This window comes from Stappia stellulata DSM 5886 (genome assembly GCF_000423705.1).
Taxonomy (GTDB): domain Bacteria; phylum Pseudomonadota; class Alphaproteobacteria; order Rhizobiales; family Stappiaceae; genus Stappia; species Stappia stellulata.
Map to the genome: position 1 here is coordinate 770,955 of NZ_AUIM01000004.1, position 17,245 is coordinate 788,199.

19 protein-coding genes and 3 tRNA genes are annotated in these 17,245 nt (G+C 63.0%); 13 read left to right on the forward strand and 9 right to left on the reverse strand.

The genetic code is table 11. From position 1 onward, the window contains the following. Window positions 1–71 precede the first annotated feature (71 nt). From G572_RS0103755 to G572_RS22365, 3 genes are all read right to left on the reverse strand, one after another. A tRNA-Arg gene (locus tag G572_RS0103755) sits at window positions 72–147 on the reverse strand. A 72-nt stretch (window positions 148–219) separates the two neighbouring features. Next, window positions 220–525, reverse strand: a complete 306-nt coding sequence (locus G572_RS0103760; RefSeq protein ID WP_029057339.1) for an ETC complex I subunit — start codon at window positions 523–525, stop codon at window positions 220–222. Window positions 526–668: 143 nt separating this feature from the next. Further along, window positions 669–1,625, reverse strand: coding sequence for a hypothetical protein (locus G572_RS22365; protein WP_051241550.1), 957 nt, complete (start codon window positions 1,623–1,625; stop codon window positions 669–671). A gap of 128 nt (window positions 1,626–1,753) precedes the next feature. Between G572_RS22365 and G572_RS0103770 the strand changes: the two genes are divergently transcribed. Together G572_RS0103770 and G572_RS0103780 are read left to right on the forward strand one after the other, a co-directional pair. Continuing rightward, entirely contained in the window at window positions 1,754–1,957 is a 204-nt protein-coding gene (locus G572_RS0103770; protein ID WP_156884465.1) for a hypothetical protein, read from the forward strand. 130 nt (window positions 1,958–2,087) lie between these two features. Further along, the gene (locus G572_RS0103780; protein ID WP_169391281.1) at window positions 2,088–3,086 is read left to right on the forward strand and encodes an aKG-HExxH-type peptide beta-hydroxylase; all 999 of its coding nucleotides are present in this window, start codon (window positions 2,088–2,090) and stop codon (window positions 3,084–3,086) included. Window positions 3,087–3,198: 112 nt separating this feature from the next. Here G572_RS0103780 and G572_RS0103785 read toward each other — a convergent pair. The 5 genes from G572_RS0103785 to G572_RS0103805 form a co-directional block, all read right to left on the reverse strand. Then, a tRNA-Pro gene (locus tag G572_RS0103785) sits at window positions 3,199–3,275 on the reverse strand. Window positions 3,276–3,448: 173 nt separating this feature from the next. Continuing rightward, window positions 3,449–4,417 (reverse strand): GGDEF domain-containing protein, encoded by a 969-nt coding sequence (locus tag G572_RS25320; protein ID WP_084649855.1) that lies wholly within the window; start codon window positions 4,415–4,417, stop codon window positions 3,449–3,451. Then, a complete protein-coding gene (locus G572_RS0103795; protein WP_029057342.1) occupies window positions 4,395–4,913 on the reverse strand; it encodes a methanogen output domain 1-containing protein in 519 nt (172 codons plus the stop codon). Before G572_RS0103795 ends, G572_RS25320 begins: the two co-directional genes overlap by 23 nt. Window positions 4,914–5,105: 192 nt before the next feature. Next, window positions 5,106–5,654, reverse strand: coding sequence for a DUF192 domain-containing protein (locus G572_RS22375; RefSeq protein WP_208979010.1), 549 nt, complete (start codon window positions 5,652–5,654; stop codon window positions 5,106–5,108). Further along, window positions 5,654–6,211: a cold-shock protein gene (locus tag G572_RS0103805; protein WP_245566156.1), complete on the reverse strand. Its 558-nt coding sequence runs from the start codon at window positions 6,209–6,211 to the stop codon at window positions 5,654–5,656. The genes G572_RS22375 and G572_RS0103805 overlap by 1 nt, the downstream gene beginning before the upstream one ends. A 392-nt stretch (window positions 6,212–6,603) precedes the next feature. On the opposite strand from G572_RS0103805, the gene gloA reads away from it, so the two are divergent. Together gloA and G572_RS0103815 are read left to right on the forward strand one after the other, a co-directional pair. Further along, a complete protein-coding gene (gene gloA / locus G572_RS0103810) occupies window positions 6,604–7,044 on the forward strand; it encodes a lactoylglutathione lyase (protein WP_029057344.1) in 441 nt (146 codons plus the stop codon). A 175-nt stretch (window positions 7,045–7,219) separates the two neighbouring features. After that, a tRNA-Glu gene (locus G572_RS0103815) sits at window positions 7,220–7,295 on the forward strand. Between the two features lie 189 nt (window positions 7,296–7,484). Here the strand turns inward: G572_RS0103815 and G572_RS22380 are convergent. Further along, the gene (locus G572_RS22380) at window positions 7,485–8,381 is read right to left on the reverse strand and encodes a helix-turn-helix domain-containing protein (protein ID WP_051241556.1); all 897 of its coding nucleotides are present in this window, start codon (window positions 8,379–8,381) and stop codon (window positions 7,485–7,487) included. Window positions 8,382–8,579: 198 nt separating this feature from the next. Between G572_RS22380 and G572_RS0103835 the strand changes: the two genes are divergently transcribed. From G572_RS0103835 to G572_RS0103875, 9 genes are all read left to right on the forward strand, one after another. After that, on the forward strand, window positions 8,580–9,605 hold the full coding sequence (locus G572_RS0103835) for a TRAP transporter substrate-binding protein (protein WP_029057347.1): 1,026 nt from the start codon (window positions 8,580–8,582) through the stop codon (window positions 9,603–9,605). Between the two features lie 95 nt (window positions 9,606–9,700). After that, a complete protein-coding gene (locus tag G572_RS0103840) occupies window positions 9,701–10,201 on the forward strand; it encodes a TRAP transporter small permease (RefSeq protein ID WP_029057348.1) in 501 nt (166 codons plus the stop codon). After that, window positions 10,198–11,484: a TRAP transporter large permease gene (locus G572_RS0103845; RefSeq protein ID WP_029057349.1), complete on the forward strand. Its 1,287-nt coding sequence runs from the start codon at window positions 10,198–10,200 to the stop codon at window positions 11,482–11,484. Before G572_RS0103840 ends, G572_RS0103845 begins: the two co-directional genes overlap by 4 nt. Window positions 11,485–11,489: 5 nt before the next feature. Further along, entirely contained in the window at window positions 11,490–12,329 is an 840-nt protein-coding gene (locus G572_RS0103850; protein WP_029057350.1) for a dihydroorotate dehydrogenase electron transfer subunit, read from the forward strand. Then, window positions 12,323–13,267 carry a dihydroorotate dehydrogenase gene (locus G572_RS0103855; protein WP_029057351.1) on the forward strand — a complete coding sequence of 315 codons (945 nt, stop codon included), beginning with the start codon at window positions 12,323–12,325 and terminating at the stop codon, window positions 13,265–13,267. Before G572_RS0103850 ends, G572_RS0103855 begins: the two co-directional genes overlap by 7 nt. Continuing rightward, the gene (locus tag G572_RS22385) at window positions 13,264–14,550 is read left to right on the forward strand and encodes a Zn-dependent hydrolase (RefSeq protein ID WP_051241560.1); all 1,287 of its coding nucleotides are present in this window, start codon (window positions 13,264–13,266) and stop codon (window positions 14,548–14,550) included. The genes G572_RS0103855 and G572_RS22385 overlap by 4 nt, the downstream gene beginning before the upstream one ends. Then, window positions 14,547–15,587: a dihydroorotase gene (gene pyrC, locus G572_RS0103865; RefSeq protein WP_029057352.1), complete on the forward strand. Its 1,041-nt coding sequence runs from the start codon at window positions 14,547–14,549 to the stop codon at window positions 15,585–15,587. Before G572_RS22385 ends, pyrC begins: the two co-directional genes overlap by 4 nt. A gap of 61 nt (window positions 15,588–15,648) precedes the next feature. Then, window positions 15,649–16,344 (forward strand): orotate phosphoribosyltransferase, encoded by a 696-nt coding sequence (locus G572_RS0103870; RefSeq protein ID WP_029057353.1) that lies wholly within the window; start codon window positions 15,649–15,651, stop codon window positions 16,342–16,344. A gap of 17 nt (window positions 16,345–16,361) precedes the next feature. Continuing rightward, window positions 16,362–16,685: a hypothetical protein gene (locus tag G572_RS0103875; RefSeq protein WP_029057354.1), complete on the forward strand. Its 324-nt coding sequence runs from the start codon at window positions 16,362–16,364 to the stop codon at window positions 16,683–16,685. Window positions 16,686–17,245: the final 560 nt, after the last annotated feature.

The window sequence follows — 17,245 nt, forward strand, 5'->3', positions numbered from 1 at the left end:
CGCCCGGCGGCGACAACCGTCAAGGGCCTCGCCAGGGTGATGACGAAACCAGCTCAAGGCATTGAAAAGAATGGCGACCCCGGCAGGATTCGAACCTGCGACCATCGGCTTAGAAGGCCGGTGCTCTATCCACTGAGCTACGGGGCCACTTGGACTGAAGTCATTGAGGCACGGGCCGCGGGAGCCGCATGCGCGATCCCATTGGACCGCGCGGCCCGCTCAATGCGTCCAGGGCATGAACCGGTCGTAGCGGAAATTGTCCGAATAGGTGAGCCTCGGAACACGACGGGTCTTCTGCTCCTCGACACGATAGGCAAGGCCGTTGCGCTTGGCATAGGCGACCGCCTCGTCCTGCGTTTCGAACGTGAGGCGCACCTGCTGCTTCATGTCCGAGGACGACGTGTAGCCCATCAGCGGTTCGATCGAGCGTGCGGTTTCCGGCACGAACTCAAGGATCCATTCCTGGGCATTGCCGCGTCCGGACTGGGTTGCCGTCTTTGCCGGCGAGTAAATGCGTGCGACCATCGGGCGTGTTCCGTCAACATGAGCTTGGCCTGTCCCCGACGGGACAAGGTTCGTTCCGTTTATTCCGTCCAGACGGCGCGAAGTCAATGGCACGCTGCAGACAACCCGCTCCGCACACCCGCGCTCCTCCGTCCGGCGCGTCCTTACGGCTGCGGCAGGCGCAACCCGAAGACCGGGCGCAACCGGGCCGCATGCCACCGCGAGGGTGCAATGCGCGCCCGGATCCGGGGTCCCGCAACGCCGCCGAGCGCCTCGATGAAGGCCCGCATCCCGCGATCCACCGCCGCGTTGAAATCCGCGTGCCTGGCCCCCGCCTTCAACCCGATCGAGGGATTGGTGTTGATTTCATAGACCGCGAGCCGCCCGTCACGAAAACCGAAATCCGCGCGGCCGTAGTCGACGCCTGCGGCCTCGAACGCCGGCCGCAGCAGTTCGGCATGCGGATTGGCCGCCATTTCGGCAATGATCTCCTCGAACTCCGCGTCGGTGGCGAGACCGCGTCGGCCATATTTCACAAAAGGACTGTCTTCCAGCACCGTGTTCCCGGGCAGCATTGCCGACCCCACCCGATAGATCGTGTGACGCCGGTAGACCCCGTCGCGCAGTGGCGTGTTGGCGAATTCGGTCACGAGGACACGCGTCAGCGGCACGCCTTCGTCCCGGAGCTTGTCGAGACAGGCGTCGAGGGCCGACTGATCCTCCAGCACGTCGAAGAAATGCTGGCTGTGCCCCTCCTCGCACTTCAGGAAGACGGGGAAGCGCTCCGGACGCGGACGCTGCGCCGCAGGATAAACCCGGTAGTCGTTTATGCCCAGCGCCCGCAAACGACTCAGCAGGTCGTAGCGCAGCAGCACGCGGGCGGGATCGTTGAACACCCGCACGCCGGCCTCCCGCAGCCTGCGGCACACCGTTGCAGCCTCGGCGAGTTCGAAATAGCGCAGCCGGTCGAGGTCCGTGAAGACGCAGGCGCCGGTCGAAATCGTGCTCTGGCGGAACAGCCAGTCGTAGCTTCGTCCCGTCACGTCGAACGTGCGATACGGCGACTTGCGAATGCCTTTCAACGTATAGGCGTGTTCCGCTGTGGTAATGAAGTGTATCATGCAACGAAGCGACAGCCTCCCGTGAAATCGAAAAAGAGCTGCTACGGCAGGTGAGGACGGCAGCAGGCAATTGAATGCACACATACGTTGTGATACGCATTTTTATCAATTTCAACAAGGTGGTGATCATGTCCTTTCCTGTTTCCATTTCTCCGTCCAAAGTTCTGGGCAATTGCCTGTCCAACGAACAGATGGTCGGATCGGCCAAGCCGACGGGTCCTTCGCACATCGATGCGGTTGCGCTCGACGACAGCAAGACCCTGGGCGCGCGGATCGCCAACCCGCAGATGGTCGGTTCCGGCAAGCCCGTCGGCGCTCAGAACGGGGGCTGATCGCCCCGCCGGTTTTCACGCGGACCGATCGATATCGAAAGGCGGCGGATGAAGATCCGGCGCCTTTTTCGTCCGCTTGCGCCGGGCCTCATGCATGTCCGGCCGCCCCTTTCCCATCCAGGATTCCCTGATGTCCGCTTCCTGCTTTCTTCCTGGAAAAGACGCCGCATTGCGCCACCTGGGCGCGCTGAACGGCCGGTTCCGGGAGAGCCTGGCGCATCTCTTCGAGCGATGCAGCGGCCATGTCGACTTCGACCCCACCCGGGCCGATGCGCTACTCGCGCAACTTGACCGGCCGTTGCGCGTCGCCCCTGCCCTGTTCGGTCACTATTTCGACGCGGTCGATGCGGTTGCCGCGCAGGACCTGCCCGCGCTGCAACGCGCGATCGACGAGCTGACGACGCGGGCGCCGGAAACCGCGCCGCCCGCGCTGCAGTTGCGTCCGCTGAACCGTGAGGGCTTCACCGAGGAGGAAGAAGCCGCCTTTCGCCGCCAGTTCGTCTCCGACTCGCTCCACGACAGCCAGCTTTCGCATCTGACCGGCCCCCCTTGCGATGCGGCCCTTGTCGAACTGCGGGCAAGTCTCGCCCTCCTGCGCGACCATGCACCGACGAGTTACAGCGAAATGGAAACCCTGGTTTCGGAGATCGTTCCCGCGCATGGCGAGGCCGTCAACGACCTGGAATTCGACGGTGCCAGCAGCCTGAAGCGCTGGGGAACGGTGCTGATCAACATGTCACGCAGCCGCAGCCCGGCGGCGCTCGCCGAAACGCTTGTCCACGAAGCCGCGCACGGCACGCTTTTCGCCATGTCGCCGGTGGAATTCTACCTGCACAACGGTGCGGACGCACGCTATGCGTCGCCGTTGCGTGCCGACCCGCGCCCGCTCGACGGCATCTATCATGCCACCTTCGTCCTCGCCCGCATGCATTTCGCGATGCGCGAATTGACCGATGCGCCGGGGATCACGCAAGACGCGCGCACGGAGGCGATCGCCCTTGCCCGGCAAAGCCGCAAGGGCTTCCTGGACGGCCATGCGGTGCTTTCCGCTCATGCGGACTATACGCCGACGGGTCGACGGATCATGGAAGGCGCCCACGCATACATGCAGACGCTGGAAACGTGCTGAAACGGGCCCGCAGGCCAGACAACCGGCACACACGAAGGCCCTGCGCGGCAGGCCAAATGTCGCGTGCAAGACCCTGAAGGCCTTGGATAAACGGAAAGATGTCCTGATGAAATGGTCGGGGCAGCAAGATTCGAACTTGCGACCCTCTGCTCCCAAAGCAGATGCGCTACCAGGCTGCGCTATACCCCGTCCGGTCTGCCGTGTATCGGTGTTCGGACCACTCCGTCAAGCTGGAAATGCAGATCGCTCCCCCTGCCCGGATCAGCGCGGGGGAGCGTCCCGGCCAGGCCGCTGCGTTGCCTGCTCCTGGCGGCCTTTTTCCGGTTCCAACATCACGCCAGCGCCATTCACGGGTCGACGCCCTAGCCGGCGCGGCGCTTGTGCCGCTTCGCCAGATACATCGCTTCCTCCGCTTCGTGCTGGAGAGCTTCAAGCGTCGAGGTTGCATCCGTGGCAGAGGAAATCCCGAAGGAGGCCACCGGCTTGATTGTACTCACGGCGCCTTGTCCGGGGGACGACCAGGACAGTGGCCTCGAGATCCCGGTGGCAATGCGCCGGGCGATCGTGGCGGCCGCCTCCAGGTTCGCGTTCCGCAAGGCCACCATGAATTCATCCCCGCCGAGACGTCCGGCAATGTCGCCTTCGCGGATGGTCCTGTGCAACACGCGCGCCGTCGAGCGGATCACCGCGTCGCCGGCCTGATGGCCGAATGTGTCGTTGACCCATTTGAAGTTATCGAGATCGATATAGATAAAGGCCGCTTCCGCGATGCGCACGGGCACGTCCGCGAGCAACCGCTCCGCCTGATGGCGAAAGGCAACCGGATTGAGCAACCCCGTCATCGGGTCGGTCTCGTTCAGCCGCTTGAGCCGGGCCGCCTCGTGACGAAGGTCCTGCTGTTGCGCCAGACTGTCGGCCAGGCGGCGATTGGTGCGCATCGCGTCCTCGGTGGCTGACAGAAACTTCCCGACGAGCGACTTCGATTGATCCAGCTGGAGAATCGCGAGCGGCCGGCCCAGCCCCGGGATCTCCGAAAGTCGCCAGCCGGAAAACGTCATCCTGTCGCCCGACACCCCCTCCAGCCCGATGAAAACCGGGGTGGACGACTTGAACGCCCGCGAAAGGCGCGCACGCGCACGCTCCGGTTTCTCGGAAAAAAGCACCAGGAAGTCGTCCCGGACCAAGCTACCGTACTGGCGCTGTGCCATGCGGTTGGAAAGCCAGAGGCCGCCATCCTCGTCGACGACGAAAGTGGCCTTCGGCATGTTCTCGATCGCAATTGTCAGCCCGCGCAACAGAAGCTGCGCTTCAGGGATAGAACTCGTAACCATTCAGGTTTTCCCCAGGCGACAGAAGGATGCGCACCCGACAGCCCGCATGCCCGGTCGCGATGGCCTCCTCGATCTCGACATGCGCATATCCGTTGGCTGTCGCGACAATGCGCCCGAAGACATTCGTGGTCATCATGCACAAGGACGGGCGGCCCTTGACCTGCTCGGCAAAGGGACAGCGGGAGTTGACCAGGACGATCTCCTCTCCATCGGCCGACTCGACCCGGAACCCCCCTCCGATCCGCGCTTTCATGTCGACCAGAATCGCACCGATCGCCTCCGCGCTTGGCGGCTTGCCCTGCAATTCGGAGACATATTGCGAAGCGAGATCATCACCGATCTTGCCACCGACGACCCCGACAAAAGAGGCGGCATCCTCAAGGCCCACGACTTCCTCGAGAGTGCCGGCCAGCGTTCCGATCATTCCCTGAAAAAAGCCCGTGTCATCGAGTTCGATATTAAAGCCGGACGCAGTAGCAGAAGTCACTTTCGACATTCGTCCGACCCTTTCGAACAAACAACCATGATTGACCACCCAGGAAGGTTAGTTGAAAACAGAAAACAACCTAAGGTGCAGCAGCATCTTCAGGGTATTAACACATAAACCATCCGGTTCTGACAACCGACAAAAGAAATAAGCAAATTCGAAAAAGAGTGGAGCAAAGGGTGCCCGGCCCGGCCAACGGAACTAACCGGGGTTTCCCGCCGCGGAAATCACATCGCTCTGGACGACGTCACCGGGAACGATGCCCAGTCTTGCCGCCGTTCCGCCAGGCACCTCGAGCACGAACCGCACCACCGCACGCGAGGGAACGAGTTCCTCCGACAGCGGCTCGGTTTCGCGCGCGATATGGGCAATCCGCCCCGATGCCTCGATGAAGATCATGTCGAGCGGAATCAAGGTGTTCTTCATCCAGAAGGCAACCTCGCGTTCCTCCTGGAAGTCGAACAGCATGCCCGCGTCGGATGCCAGCGCTTCGCGGTACATCAGCCCGCGCGCCCGCGCCTGCGGCGTTTCGGCGATTTCCACCTCGAAGCGGTGACGACCGGAGGCGGAGACAACGAACAACGGCTCGCGCGGCAACTCCAGGACCGTCTCGATCCGCGTCCCGTCCGCGCGCAGGCCGCCATAGGGAAGAACGAGGAAAAGCGCTCCGAAAAGACAGGCCGCCAGAAAGACGGACATCACCAGAGACACGATTCCCCGGAGCTTGCCCGGTGCGGCATGGGAAAGCATCAGTGCGACGACGGAATATGCACGCCCTCGCCGTCCGGGCGGATTTCGGCGGCCATGCGGCCCTTGGGGCCCTGCCCGAAACGGACCATCACGGTCTGACCGGGCCGCAATTCGGTAATGCCGAAGCGGCGCAGGGTTTCCATGTGCACGAAGATATCCTCCGTGCCCTCCCCCTGGGTCAGGAAGCCGAACCCCTTCACGCGATTGAACCATTTGACCGTGGCGCGCTCGTATCCGCTTTCGGGGACGACCTGCACATGGGTGCGCGAGGGCGGAAGCTGCGAGGGGTGAACGGCCGTGCTCTCGTCCATCGACAGGATGCGAAAGGCCTGAAGACCGCGGGTGCCCGGCGTCACCTCGCAAACGATCCGCGCGCCCTCATAGGCCGTGCGGTAGCCGTCGCGGCGCAGGCAGGTCACATGCAGGAGAACGTCGGGGGCGCCATTGTCGGGAACGATAAAGCCGTAGCCCTTCGCGACGTCGAACCACTTGATCGAACCGGCGAGCACATCCAGGTCGGCCCCGGGGTCCTCTGCTGTCCCGTCCGGCACCGCCATGGCGTGTTTTGATCCCATGTCCTTCATAGTCCACGCCCCTGATACGCCGTAAGCTGGATACGCCTTCGCGGGAACCGCAACACCAACGATTCCGCCTGTTGAGGATAACATCCCGCGCGGACGGGACCACACCTAATTGCGAAAAAGTGTCAATGGCCCCGAGGGAAGAGTGTGAAACGCTTTTGATCGATTCGCAAAGGCCGGACTTGGCAGTTGCCTGCCAAAAAGCCCGGCATGGGCACGAAAACCGTCGCCACGAAACGATCCGCCATTGATCTGGGCGCGCAACTCCATAGTGTTTCGGGCACACGCCGCCGGCATCCGGCCCGTTGCAGGACCCCGCTCCCGACGGCAATTCAAACACCAGACACGCCACCAGAAAAGAGGCACACATGCGCTATCTTCACACCATGGTTCGCGTCGCCGACGTCGATAAATCGCTGGAATTCTACTGCAAAATCTTCGGCCTCGAAGAAGTGCGCCGTCACGAGAGCGAAGCCGGCCGCTTCACCCTGATCTTCCTGGCAGCCCCCGACGACGTGGCGGCGGTGAAGGCAGGCTCCGCGCCGGCGCTGGAACTGACCTACAACTGGGATCCGGAACAGTATGACAGCGGGCGCAACTTCGGCCACCTCGCCTATGAGGTCGACGACATCTACGCGACTTGCGAAAAGCTCCAGGCCGCCGGCGTGACAATCAACCGGCCGCCGCGCGACGGGCGGATGGCCTTCATCCGCTCTCCCGACAACATTTCCATCGAATTGCTGCAAAAAGGCGAGGCGCAGGCGCCGAAGGAACCCTGGGCCTCGATGGAGAACACCGGCAGCTGGTAGGCCGAAGACCGGCGGCCGGGCCTTGCGGTTCCGGCGGTCGCGCGCATGGCGGCGGCATTCGACCTCGTCATGCGCAGTTTTTCGCGGCTGCGAAGACGGCTGTGGATTACCATGCATCTACCCCCTTGCCTGACCAAAAAAACCCGCCTATAAACCGCCCACATCAACGGACCGGGCGCCCATCGTCTAGCGGTCTAGGACGCCGCCCTTTCACGGCGGAAACACGGGTTCGAGTCCCGTTGGGCGTACCACTCTTCTTTCTGGTCCACACCTCTCCCGGCCGCGCGCCGGTCGAGAGCAAAGCTTCCCGAAAGCCTTCAGCCACGTGACCGCATTGGCCTTTCGCAAGGAAAGCCGCGCGATGCGCTTCCGCGCTGCAATGCGACACTCCAGCTTTGCCGATCCGCCGAACGGCGCGCGCCATGCCAGGCGCAAGCGCCTCACACCGCGTATTTTTCGATCATCGCTTCCAGGTATTCCGCCGCGTCCTTGCCCTTGAGCGCATCCTGCCAAAGCCCCTTGGCGATCTCCTCATGCAGCGTCATGGCTTCCTGCGCCCCGGTGATCAAGGCAACGCCCAGCCGGATGTTGGGCTGCTCGCCAAGCCGGAACGGGCTGATCGCCATCAGCGAGCGCCCGTCCTGGCGGAAGATCTGGAAGCTCGTGGCAGGGACGGGTTCGCGCACGATCCCGATCTGGATGCCGATGGGCTCTTCCCGCAACATCTCCAGAATCGATTCCGCCTCACGGCGCGCCTGCTCCCGCCGCGCCCGGACGACGTCGGACGGCAGATCGTGACGCCCGATCAATCCGTGCAGCAAAAACCGCTCCAGATCGGCGGAGGCGATCAGGCTGACGATCAGCGGACGGCGCTGATGGAAGGCACTTTTGCGGGCGCGCAGGATATCGAGCAGGGAGGCCACGAGATCGGCTGCGGCCGCATCGCTCATCGCGCTTTCCGGGACCGATTCCAGCAGCACCTCGCGCAGCATGTCGTCATAGGCGTCCGAGGTCAGCAGATAGGAGACCGGACTGAACAGGCCGATGATCTGCTCGCAATTCTGTTCCAGCTGCCGCATGCGCTCGAAAAACGCCACCGCGCTGCTGACATATTCGACGCCGACCCCCATCAGGCTGGCGAGTGACACGCCCAGCTCCGAGGCAATGCTCGTCAGCGTCTCGATCTTGCGGATCTCACCCTTTTCCGCCCGGTAAAGCGCGGCGCGCGACATTCCAAGCTTCTCGGCAAGCGTTTCCGGCGACAGGCCCTTGCCCAGGCGATGGGCTCTCAATCTCGCGCCAATATCGGAAAAGCTGATGGTTTCCTCGTCCGGCACGCCTCTTTCCTTCCACTGAAATTTCCATTGGCTCGACAGCCCGGCCTTGTCAACGCAACCGACATCCGAACAGACGTAGCGTACAAATTATTAGACTTAAAGACCCATCGTCTCAATTTTGAGATTTGTCGTTGACAGAAAAAATGTCCGCTCCTAACCTCACGTCTTTCCGGATGTAAAACTCCAGAGAGGGTAACAATGAACACGCGCATTCGTAACTTATCGGCCTCTTGCCTGCTTGTCGCCGCCACCGTATCCGGTGCGTCCAATGCTTACGCCGCCGACTTCACCGCGAAGATCGGTCACCTGGAATCAGCGCAACAGTCACGGCACGTCCACCTGGAAAAGGTTGCAGAACTCGTCGCGGAACGCACCGACGGCGCCGTCGAATTCCAGATCTTCCCGCAGGGCCAGCTCGGCTCGCAGCGTGAAATGACCGAAGGCGTCCAGCTCGGCTCGCTGGAAGGCACGGTCGCTCCGGCAGCATTCCTCGGCGGCTTCAACCCGGCGGTGTCCATTCTCGACATTCCCTTCCTGCTGCCGAACGACGAAACCGTCGCTCAGGAGATCCGCGGCGGCGCCTTCGGAGATGCACTCTGCGCCTCCTTCAACGAGCGCGGCGTGACCTGCATCGGCCTGTGGCCGAACGGGCGCAAGAACTTCACCTCCTCCAAGCCGCTTGCCAGCCTTGACGACTTCTCGGGTCAGAAGTTCCGCGTGATGGATTCCAACATCCTGATCGAGCAGTTCAATTCGCTCGGCGCATCGGCGATCGCCCTGCCCTTCGGCGAACTCTACACCGCCCTTCAGACTGGCGTCGTCGATGGCGAGGAAAACCCGCTCGACACCATCCAGCGCATGAAGTTCCACGAAGTGCAGAAGCACCTCGTTGTCTCCAACCACGGCGCGATGGAAGACGTGATCCTGTTCAATCCGGCCTGGTGGTCGAGCCTGCCGCAGGAGCACAAGGACACGATCGTCGCCGCCTTCGAGGAAGTCGTCCCGGACCTGATTGCGCACAAGGGTGCCGCTGTCGACGCCGCTCTTGAGGAAATCAAGACGTCCGATATCGAGATCCGCGAGATGAGCGACGAGGAAAAGGCGGCCTTCCGCGAGGTGATGTATCCGGCCGGCCGCGCTGCCTATCTGGAGCGCGCCGGCGAGGAAGGCGAAGAGCTGATCACCGTCTACGAAAAGGAATACGAAGCCGCAACGGCCAAGTAAGTCCCGGTCCGGTGCCGCATCGCGGCATCGGACGCTCCCCTGTCGGGCCCTGGACAAGGGCCCGGCACCGGGACCCACAATGCAAGGACAGTCCCTTGAAGATCCTGACCGTCATAAGAACGGCTGAGCGTATCGCCGCTGTCTCCATCTTCCTGTCAATGGTCGCCCTTTACTTCTCGAATGTCCTGGCGCGCCAGGTCGGGGGCACCTTTGCGTCGGATTTCGCCTGGGTGGAAGAGGCGGTTCGGCTGATGAGCCTGTTCCTCGTGTTCTTCACGGTCGGGCTTGCGCTGGAAAAGGGCCGCCATGCCGGCGTTCACACCTGGCGCGACCGCATCGCACGGACCACCGGCCTGCCCTTGCGCAAGGCGATCGACATGGTCGGCTTCGTCTTCTGCGTCTATCTCGTCTACCTCAGCTACCAGATGACAGCCTTTGTCTACGGCATGGGTCAGAAGAGCCCGACCCTGAACGTTCCCGTTTTCTGGATCTATCTCGCGCCCACCATCGGCTTTGCCCTCATGGCCCTGCGTTACGCGCTCAGCTTTTTCGGCCGCATCGATCGTTTCGCCGAACAGGCGTCGGAGGAACTATGATCCTTATCGCACTCGTCATCTTCGCCGCGGTTCTGCTGCTCGTTCTCGGGTTCGAGATGTTTCTCGTGCTTGGCATTCCCGCGCTCATGATCAAGGAATTCTTCTACGGAAGCCTTCCCGATCCCGTTCTCGCACAGAAGATCCTGGGTGGCATCAATCACACCACGCTTCTGGCGATCCCCTTCTTCATCCTGGCCGCGGAGCTGATGGGCGCCGGACAGATCGCAAGCCGGCTGACCGGACTGGTCAAGACGTTGATCGGTCACCTGCGCGGCGGCATGGGCTACACCACCATTGGCGGTTCCATGGCCTTCGGGTCCGTTTCCGGCTCCGCGCCGGCGACCGTCGCGGCCATGGCGCGCATGGTCTACCCGGAATTGCGCAAGGCCGGTTTCAGCGACCGCTTCTCGCTCGGCCTCATCGTCTCCAGTGCGGAGACGGCCCTGCTCATCCCGCCTTCCATCACCTTCATCATCTATGGCTGGATGACCGGGACCTCCGTCGCCAAGCTGTTCGTCGGCGGACTTGCCGTCGGTCTCGTGCTGGGGGTTGCCTTTGCGGTCATGGCGGCCATCGAGGCCCGCCGCAGCGGCGTGGCGCGCAACCCGCGCACCAGCTGGCGCGAGCGCCTCGTCGCCATCCGCCAGTCCGGCTGGGCGCTCGGCATGCCGTTCATCATCCTGGGCGGCATCTACAGCGGCTACTTCACCCCCACAGAAGCAGCCGCCGTCAGCGTCATCTATGCCATTCTCGTCGAAGGACTGGTGTTTCGCGAGCTGACATGGCGCAAGCTCTTCGATGTGACGGAACGCGCCGCGATCTCCACCGCGATCATCTTCATCCTGCTCGCGATGGGCAGCCTGCTGTCCTATTTCATCACGCTGGCGCAGGTGCCGACCGCAATCACCAACTTCCTGGAGGCAATCCACGCCGGGCCGGTGATGTTCCTTTTGATCGTCAACGTCTGCTTCCTGATCGCCGGCATGTTCATCGACCCGAACTCCGCGCTGCTGATCCTGGTCCCCCCCCTCTTCCCGGTCGCCATGGCGCTCGGCATCGACCCCGTCCACTTCGGCATGGTCGTCACGCTGAACATCTCCATCGGTATGATCACGCCGCCCTTCGGCCTCGATATCTTCGTCGCGTCCTCGACGCTGTCGAAGCCGGTCCTGACCATCATCTCGGGACTGTGGCCCTTCATCATCGCCAATCTGATCGTCCTGGCGATCATCACCTATGTGCCGGATATCTCGACGTTCCTGCCCCGGCTCGTGTTCGGATGAGTGCTATGCTGCAAACACCCCACGTAACCGCAGGGGCGGACGCGCCGAGCGCCTTCGACCTCGATCTTCGGGTCAAGAGCAATATCGCGGTCAACGGCGAATACCGGATGATGGTTCTGGACGCGCCCACGCACCTTCTGGAGCAGTGCAAGGCCGGTCAGTTCTTCAATATCCTGTGCCCGCAGGCCGGGGGCGAAAGTCCCTACCTGCGCCGCCCGATGAGCATCTACGGCTTCTATCCGGAGAAGAACGAGCTGCATTTCCTCTACAAGGTCGGCGGCGCGGGAACCCGCGCAATGGCGACGCTTGGGGAAAACGACAGTCTCACCGTCTTCGGACCGCTGGGAACGCCCTTCACCATCGAGGATGACTGGAAAAATCTGGTTCTCGTCGCCCGTGGCGTGGGGCTTGCGACACTCGCCCCTCTGGCGCTGGAGGCCAAGCGTCTCGGTCGCCGGCTGACGGCGATCTGCAGCGCACGCCATCCCGACTACCTGATGTCCATCGACCTCTTCGAGGGGCTGGGCGCCAGGGTGATCGCGCTGACCGATGCGGAAGGAACCTCGACGCCGGAAAACCTCGAGGTCGTTGTGGAGAAGCTGATCGCCGACGGACGGGCGGATGCCTTCTACACCTGCGGGTCGAACCGCATCCTGCGCCTGCTGCAAAAGCTCGGCGAGGCCCACGGCATTCCGGGCCAGGTGGCGCTTGAGCAGCAAATGGCCTGCGGCGTCGGCATGTGCCAGTGCTGCGTGCGCAAGTTCAACCGGGACGACAAGGTCGTCAATCTGAGGGTCTGCCGCGAAGGACCCGTTTTCGATATGGCAGAGGCCATCGCATGGTAGATCTCACAGTCGATATTGCCGGGTTGAAGCTCAAGAACCCGATCATGCCGGCCTCCGGCACCTTCTCGGAAGAACTGGCCGAGGTCTTCGACCTCGAGCAGCTTGGCGCGCATGTCACCAAGACGATCACGCGGGACTGGCGGGACGGCAATCCGACCCCGCGCGTCTGCGAGGTCAACGGCTCGATGCTCAATTCCATCGGCATTCCGAGCAAGGGCGTCGGCGCCTTTCTCGAAAAGGTCGTGCCCTTCTTCAAGCGCTATGAAACCCCGCTGGTTGTCAGCATCTCCGGCAACACGGCGGACGAATTCGCGACGCTGTGCCAGGAGGTCAGCGTGGAGGGTGTCGACGCCATCGAGGTCAACATCTCCTGCCCGAACATCGAGGAAGACGGCAAGGCGTTTGCCATCCGCCCGTCCTCGACCTTCGAGATCATGCAGCGCCTGCGCGCCGCAAGCCCCTTGCCGCTGTGGGCGAAGTTGACACCGAACACCGGCGAGGTCGCCGAAGTGGCGCGGGCCGCCGAAGAGGGTGGCGCGGACGCGCTCGTCGTCTCCAACACCATCCTGTCGATGGCCATCGACATCCACACCCGCCAGCCCAGGCTCGGCAACCTGATGGGCGGCCTGTCGGGTCCGGCGCTGAAGCCCATCGCCCTGCGCATGGCCTATCAGTGCGCCCGGGCCGCCAGCATTCCGGTGATCGGCTGCGGCGGCATTTCCACCGCCGAGGACGTGATCGAATACCTGATTGCCGGCGCCACCGCGGTTCAAGTCGGAACGGCGACCTTCATTCATCCGACCGCAATGCTCACCATCCTTCACGACCTCGAAGCCTGGCTTGCCGCGCAGGGCATTGCGTCCGTTTCCGAACTGATCGGCTCGGTGATCGACGGCGAGCAGGATATCGAGACCTCAGCGATTGCGGTGGCACAATGACCCTTGCAGGAAAGCCCCAGTCCGCCGCCTCGCAAGAGGACGACCACGCCCTCGCCTCGCGCCTGTTTCGCGAAATCGCCGAAATGACACCGGATGTCGAGGGCGTCAGCCGCCCGGCGTTTTCCGACGTCGAGACGAAGACGCTTGCCTATCTGGAAGATTTCGCCCGCTCGGAAGGACTGGACGTCTGGTACGACGACGGCTGCAACGCGAATTTCTGCCTGCCGCAGGACCGCGACGCGGAGCGCTTCATCGTCATCGGTTCGCATGTCGACAGCGTCCCCTTCGGCGGCAATTACGACGGTCTCGCCGGTGTGATCGCGGGGCTGATGTGCCTGGTGCGCGCGCGGCGCGCCGGAAAATCCTTCCGCCGGCCTGTTCACGTGCTCGCCATGCGCGGCGAGGAAAGCGCCTGGTTCGGCCCCTGCTACATCGGCTCCAAGGTCTTGACCGGGCAACTGACGGAAACGGAGGCAAAGGCGCGCCACAAGGGCGACGGTCGCACGCTGGCCGATCACATGGGCGAGATCGGCCTTCCGACAGAGCGTATTGCCGATCGCGAACCGCTGATCGACTGCAGCCGGATCGAGGCCTATCTGGAACTGCATATCGAGCAGGGTCCGCTCTTGATCGGCAAGAACCTTCCCGCCGCCATCGTCTCCGGGATCCGCGGAAACTTCCGCCATCGCGCGATCGACTGCATCGGCGAGGCCGGGCATTCCGGCGCCGTGCCGAAGGCCTACCGGCGCGATCCGGTGCTTGCCTTCGCCGATCTGATGGTGCGGCTCGACGAGAGCTGGACGACGATTCTGAACAAGGGCGCCGATCTGGTACTGACCAGCGGCATGGTGTCCACAGACCGGGAAACAAACGCGCTGTCGCGCATTCCCGACCGGCTCACCTTCAGCCTCGATATCCGCAGCCAGAGCGCGGAGACGCTGGACGAGATGCGCAGCCTCGTCGCGACCGAGATGAAGCAGATCGAGAAGGACCGCAAGGTCCGCTTCGAACTCGATGAGGGCATGTATTCTGCCCCGGCGATCTGCGACGCCTCCGTGGTATCCGATCTGCGCGACGCCATGGGACGCACCGGCCTGGAGCCCTTCGTCATGCCGAGCGGCGGCGGTCACGACGCGGCGGTGTTTTCCGCCGCCGGCGTTCCGGCGGGAATGGTCTTCGTGCGCAACCGCAACGGTTCGCACAACCCCGATGAAGCGATGGACGTTTCGGACTTCCTCGCGGCATGCGATATCTTCTCCGCATATCTCGAGGAGCAAGCATGACCACACTTACGATTCGCCGCCCGGACGACTGGCACCTGCACCTGCGCGACGGCGACGTACTGGAAGGTGTCCTCCCCCACACCTCCCGCGACTTCGCCCGCGCCATCATCATGCCCAACCTGGTGCCGCCGGTCGTCACCACGGCGCAGGCCGCATCCTACCGCGACCGCATTCTCAAGGCCCTGCCGGATGGCGACGCCTTCACGCCGCTGATGACGCTCTATCTGACCGAGACGACCGATCCGGCGGATGTGGAAGCCGGCTTTCGCGACGGGCTGATCTCGGCGGTGAAGCTCTACCCCGCCGGCGCGACGACGAATTCCGAAAGCGGCGTGCGCGATCTTACCAGGGTCCATTCCGTTCTGGAGAAAATGGCCGAGATCGGACTGCCGCTTTGCGTTCATGGCGAAGTGACGGACCCGGAGATCGACATCTTCGACCGGGAGGCCGTGTTCCTTGAGACGGTTCTCGCGCCCTTGCGCGAAAGGCTGCCGGAGCTGCGCGTCGTGCTGGAGCATGTGACGACGGAAAACGGCGTCGACTATGTCAAGGCGCAGGACAAGAACGTCGGGGCGACGATCACCACCCATCACCTGATGATCAACCGCAACGCCATTCTGGCGGGCGGCATCAGGCCGCACTACTACTGCCTGCCCGTCGCCAAGCGCGAGACGCACCGTCTGGCGCTGCGTGCCGCCGCGACATCGGGAGATCCCCGTTTCTTCCTGGGAACCGATTCCGCGCCCCATCTCGATCCGCTGAAGCTGTCCGCCTGTGGCTGCGCCGGGATCTTCACCTCCATCAACACGATGGCCTGTCTGGCCGAGGTCTTCGAACAGGAAAACGCGCTGGACAAGCTGGAGGCCTTCGCCTCGCTCAACGGTCCGGCGTTTTACGGCCTGCCCGTGAATGAGGCCACCATCACCCTCACGCGCCAGGACGAACCGGTTGTATTCCCCGACAAGGTCGCGGTCGGCGAGGACGAGGTGACGGTGTTCGACCCGATGATCCCGATCCACTGGAATGTGGGTAGCTAGACCGGTCCAGATTCAGTAAAGCACCTAGCGAAGAATCCGCTCGCAGCACAGGACCCAGCCCATGTTCCCCAACACCTTCCCCGACAAGGCCCTCGTTTCCGAGTTGGTCGCCAAAATGCTGCTCGAAATCGAAGCCGTCCATTTCCGCGCCGATCAGCCGTTCACCTTTACCTCCGGCCTCGCGAGCCCGGTCTACATCGATTGTCGCAAGCTGATTTCCTTCCCCCGCATCCGCTCCGCGGTCATGGATTTCGCGGCCGGCACGATCCTGCGGGACGCAGGCTTCGAACAATTCGATTCCGTCGCCGGCGGGGAAACGGCCGGAATTCCCTTCGCCGCCTGGCTGTCGGAGCGCCTCGGCCTGCCGATGCAATATGTGCGCAAGAAGCCCAAGGGCTTCGGCCGCGATGCCCAGATCGAGGGCTATCTCAAGGAAGGCTCGCGTGTCCTTCTGGTCGAGGACCTGATCACCGACGGCGGCAGCAAGGTCAAATTCGCCGAAGCCATCGAGAAGGCCGGATCGAAGGCGACCGACACGTTTTCGGTCTTCTACTACGACGTCTTCCCGGGCACGCCCGAACGGCTGGAGGCGGCCGGCATGCGCCTGCACTATCTTGCGACGTGGTGGGACATCCTCGACGTCTGCAAGAAGCAGAAGCACCTGTCGCCCGACGTTCTCAGGGAAGTGGAGAACTTCTTGCACAATCCGCTGGAGTGGTCGGCCAACCACGGCGGCATTGCCGAACTGTCCAGTTAATAGGATCGGAGTTGGAAATGTTTGAAAGTCTCGTCGAGATCGTTGTCGATGGTGGTCACGGGGTGCGCGCCTACAATGCCTGCGCAAAGGCCGCGCGGGCGCGCATCTCCAGCGAGCCGGACAATGCCGCCGCCCTCACGCTGATCATGTTCGCGGCCCAGGGCGTGGTCGAAGCCTATGACGACCAGCCGCTGCCGGTCGATGCCGCCGACGCGCTCCTCGACAACTTCAGGGGCATGATCGCGACGCTCGACGCGGCCTACGCGGACGGATCCGGCGACGCGAAGATCGCCGCGCTGAACGCCGTGTCGATCCAGCTCGTGGAAGCGGCGAAGAACTGATCGCGAGAGCCGGACGGCTCTTTCACCTTCGGACGCGGCGGAGACCCGCCGCGTCCTGCCCCCGCAAGGGCCGCGGATGAGGGAGCGTTCCGGCGCCCCCACCAGGACTAGCGCGCCCCGCGCCGAGGCCGGCCGCGCACAGCCTGCAGCGCCCTGCCTCCCCGAACATCGGCACGAGAACCCGGATCCGCGATTGCATCCGTATGGAACGGTTCCTTCCGGAATTGCATACGTTTGCAAATTCGAAAGCCCGGATTCGCTTTTCGCAAAGACAAAATCGATGGACAAAAGTGCCATTTGCAAAATGCGATAGGCAGGCAGGCCATTTTCGGACGCCAACGCAGAAAACACGCAATTTAAGCACTTACCAAAAGTGGCACGCTTCTTGGATACATGAGAACAAGCCTGGCACGCAACGCTTCGGAGGGTCAGCCCGAAGCCCGCAAGCCGGTCACAAAACCGCGATGCCCCATCGATCAAAATCGCGGAAACAAAAACTCCCGAGCGCCCGCCGCGGCACAAGTCATCGTTTCCACCCCAGATGACTTAACCCCCGGCGG

Excerpts from the sequence above, each read along its gene's own strand:
- G572_RS0103760 (WP_029057339.1), bottom strand. The coding sequence starts at position 525 with ATGGTCGCACGCATTTACTCGCCGGCAAAGACGGCAACCCAGTCCGGA.
- G572_RS22365 (WP_051241550.1), bottom strand. The coding sequence starts at position 1,625 with ATGATACACTTCATTACCACAGCGGAACACGCCTATACGTTGAAAGGC.
- G572_RS0103770 (WP_156884465.1), top strand. The coding sequence starts at position 1,754 with ATGTCCTTTCCTGTTTCCATTTCTCCGTCCAAAGTTCTGGGCAATTGC.
- G572_RS0103780 (WP_169391281.1), top strand. The coding sequence starts at position 2,088 with ATGTCCGCTTCCTGCTTTCTTCCTGGAAAAGACGCCGCATTGCGCCAC.
- G572_RS25320 (WP_084649855.1), bottom strand. The coding sequence starts at position 4,417 with ATGGTTACGAGTTCTATCCCTGAAGCGCAGCTTCTGTTGCGCGGGCTG.
- G572_RS0103795 (WP_029057342.1), bottom strand. The coding sequence starts at position 4,913 with ATGTCGAAAGTGACTTCTGCTACTGCGTCCGGCTTTAATATCGAACTC.
- G572_RS22375 (WP_208979010.1), bottom strand. The coding sequence starts at position 5,654 with ATGCTTTCCCATGCCGCACCGGGCAAGCTCCGGGGAATCGTGTCTCTG.
- G572_RS0103805 (WP_245566156.1), bottom strand. The coding sequence starts at position 6,211 with ATGGCGGTGCCGGACGGGACAGCAGAGGACCCCGGGGCCGACCTGGAT.
- gloA (WP_029057344.1), top strand. The coding sequence starts at position 6,604 with ATGCGCTATCTTCACACCATGGTTCGCGTCGCCGACGTCGATAAATCG.
- G572_RS0103835 (WP_029057347.1), top strand. The coding sequence starts at position 8,580 with ATGAACACGCGCATTCGTAACTTATCGGCCTCTTGCCTGCTTGTCGCC.
- G572_RS0103845 (WP_029057349.1), top strand. The coding sequence starts at position 10,198 with ATGATCCTTATCGCACTCGTCATCTTCGCCGCGGTTCTGCTGCTCGTT.
- G572_RS0103850 (WP_029057350.1), top strand. The coding sequence starts at position 11,490 with ATGCTGCAAACACCCCACGTAACCGCAGGGGCGGACGCGCCGAGCGCC.
- G572_RS0103855 (WP_029057351.1), top strand. The coding sequence starts at position 12,323 with ATGGTAGATCTCACAGTCGATATTGCCGGGTTGAAGCTCAAGAACCCG.
- G572_RS22385 (WP_051241560.1), top strand. The coding sequence starts at position 13,264 with ATGACCCTTGCAGGAAAGCCCCAGTCCGCCGCCTCGCAAGAGGACGAC.
- pyrC (WP_029057352.1), top strand. The coding sequence starts at position 14,547 with ATGACCACACTTACGATTCGCCGCCCGGACGACTGGCACCTGCACCTG.
- G572_RS0103870 (WP_029057353.1), top strand. The coding sequence starts at position 15,649 with ATGTTCCCCAACACCTTCCCCGACAAGGCCCTCGTTTCCGAGTTGGTC.
- G572_RS0103875 (WP_029057354.1), top strand. The coding sequence starts at position 16,362 with ATGTTTGAAAGTCTCGTCGAGATCGTTGTCGATGGTGGTCACGGGGTG.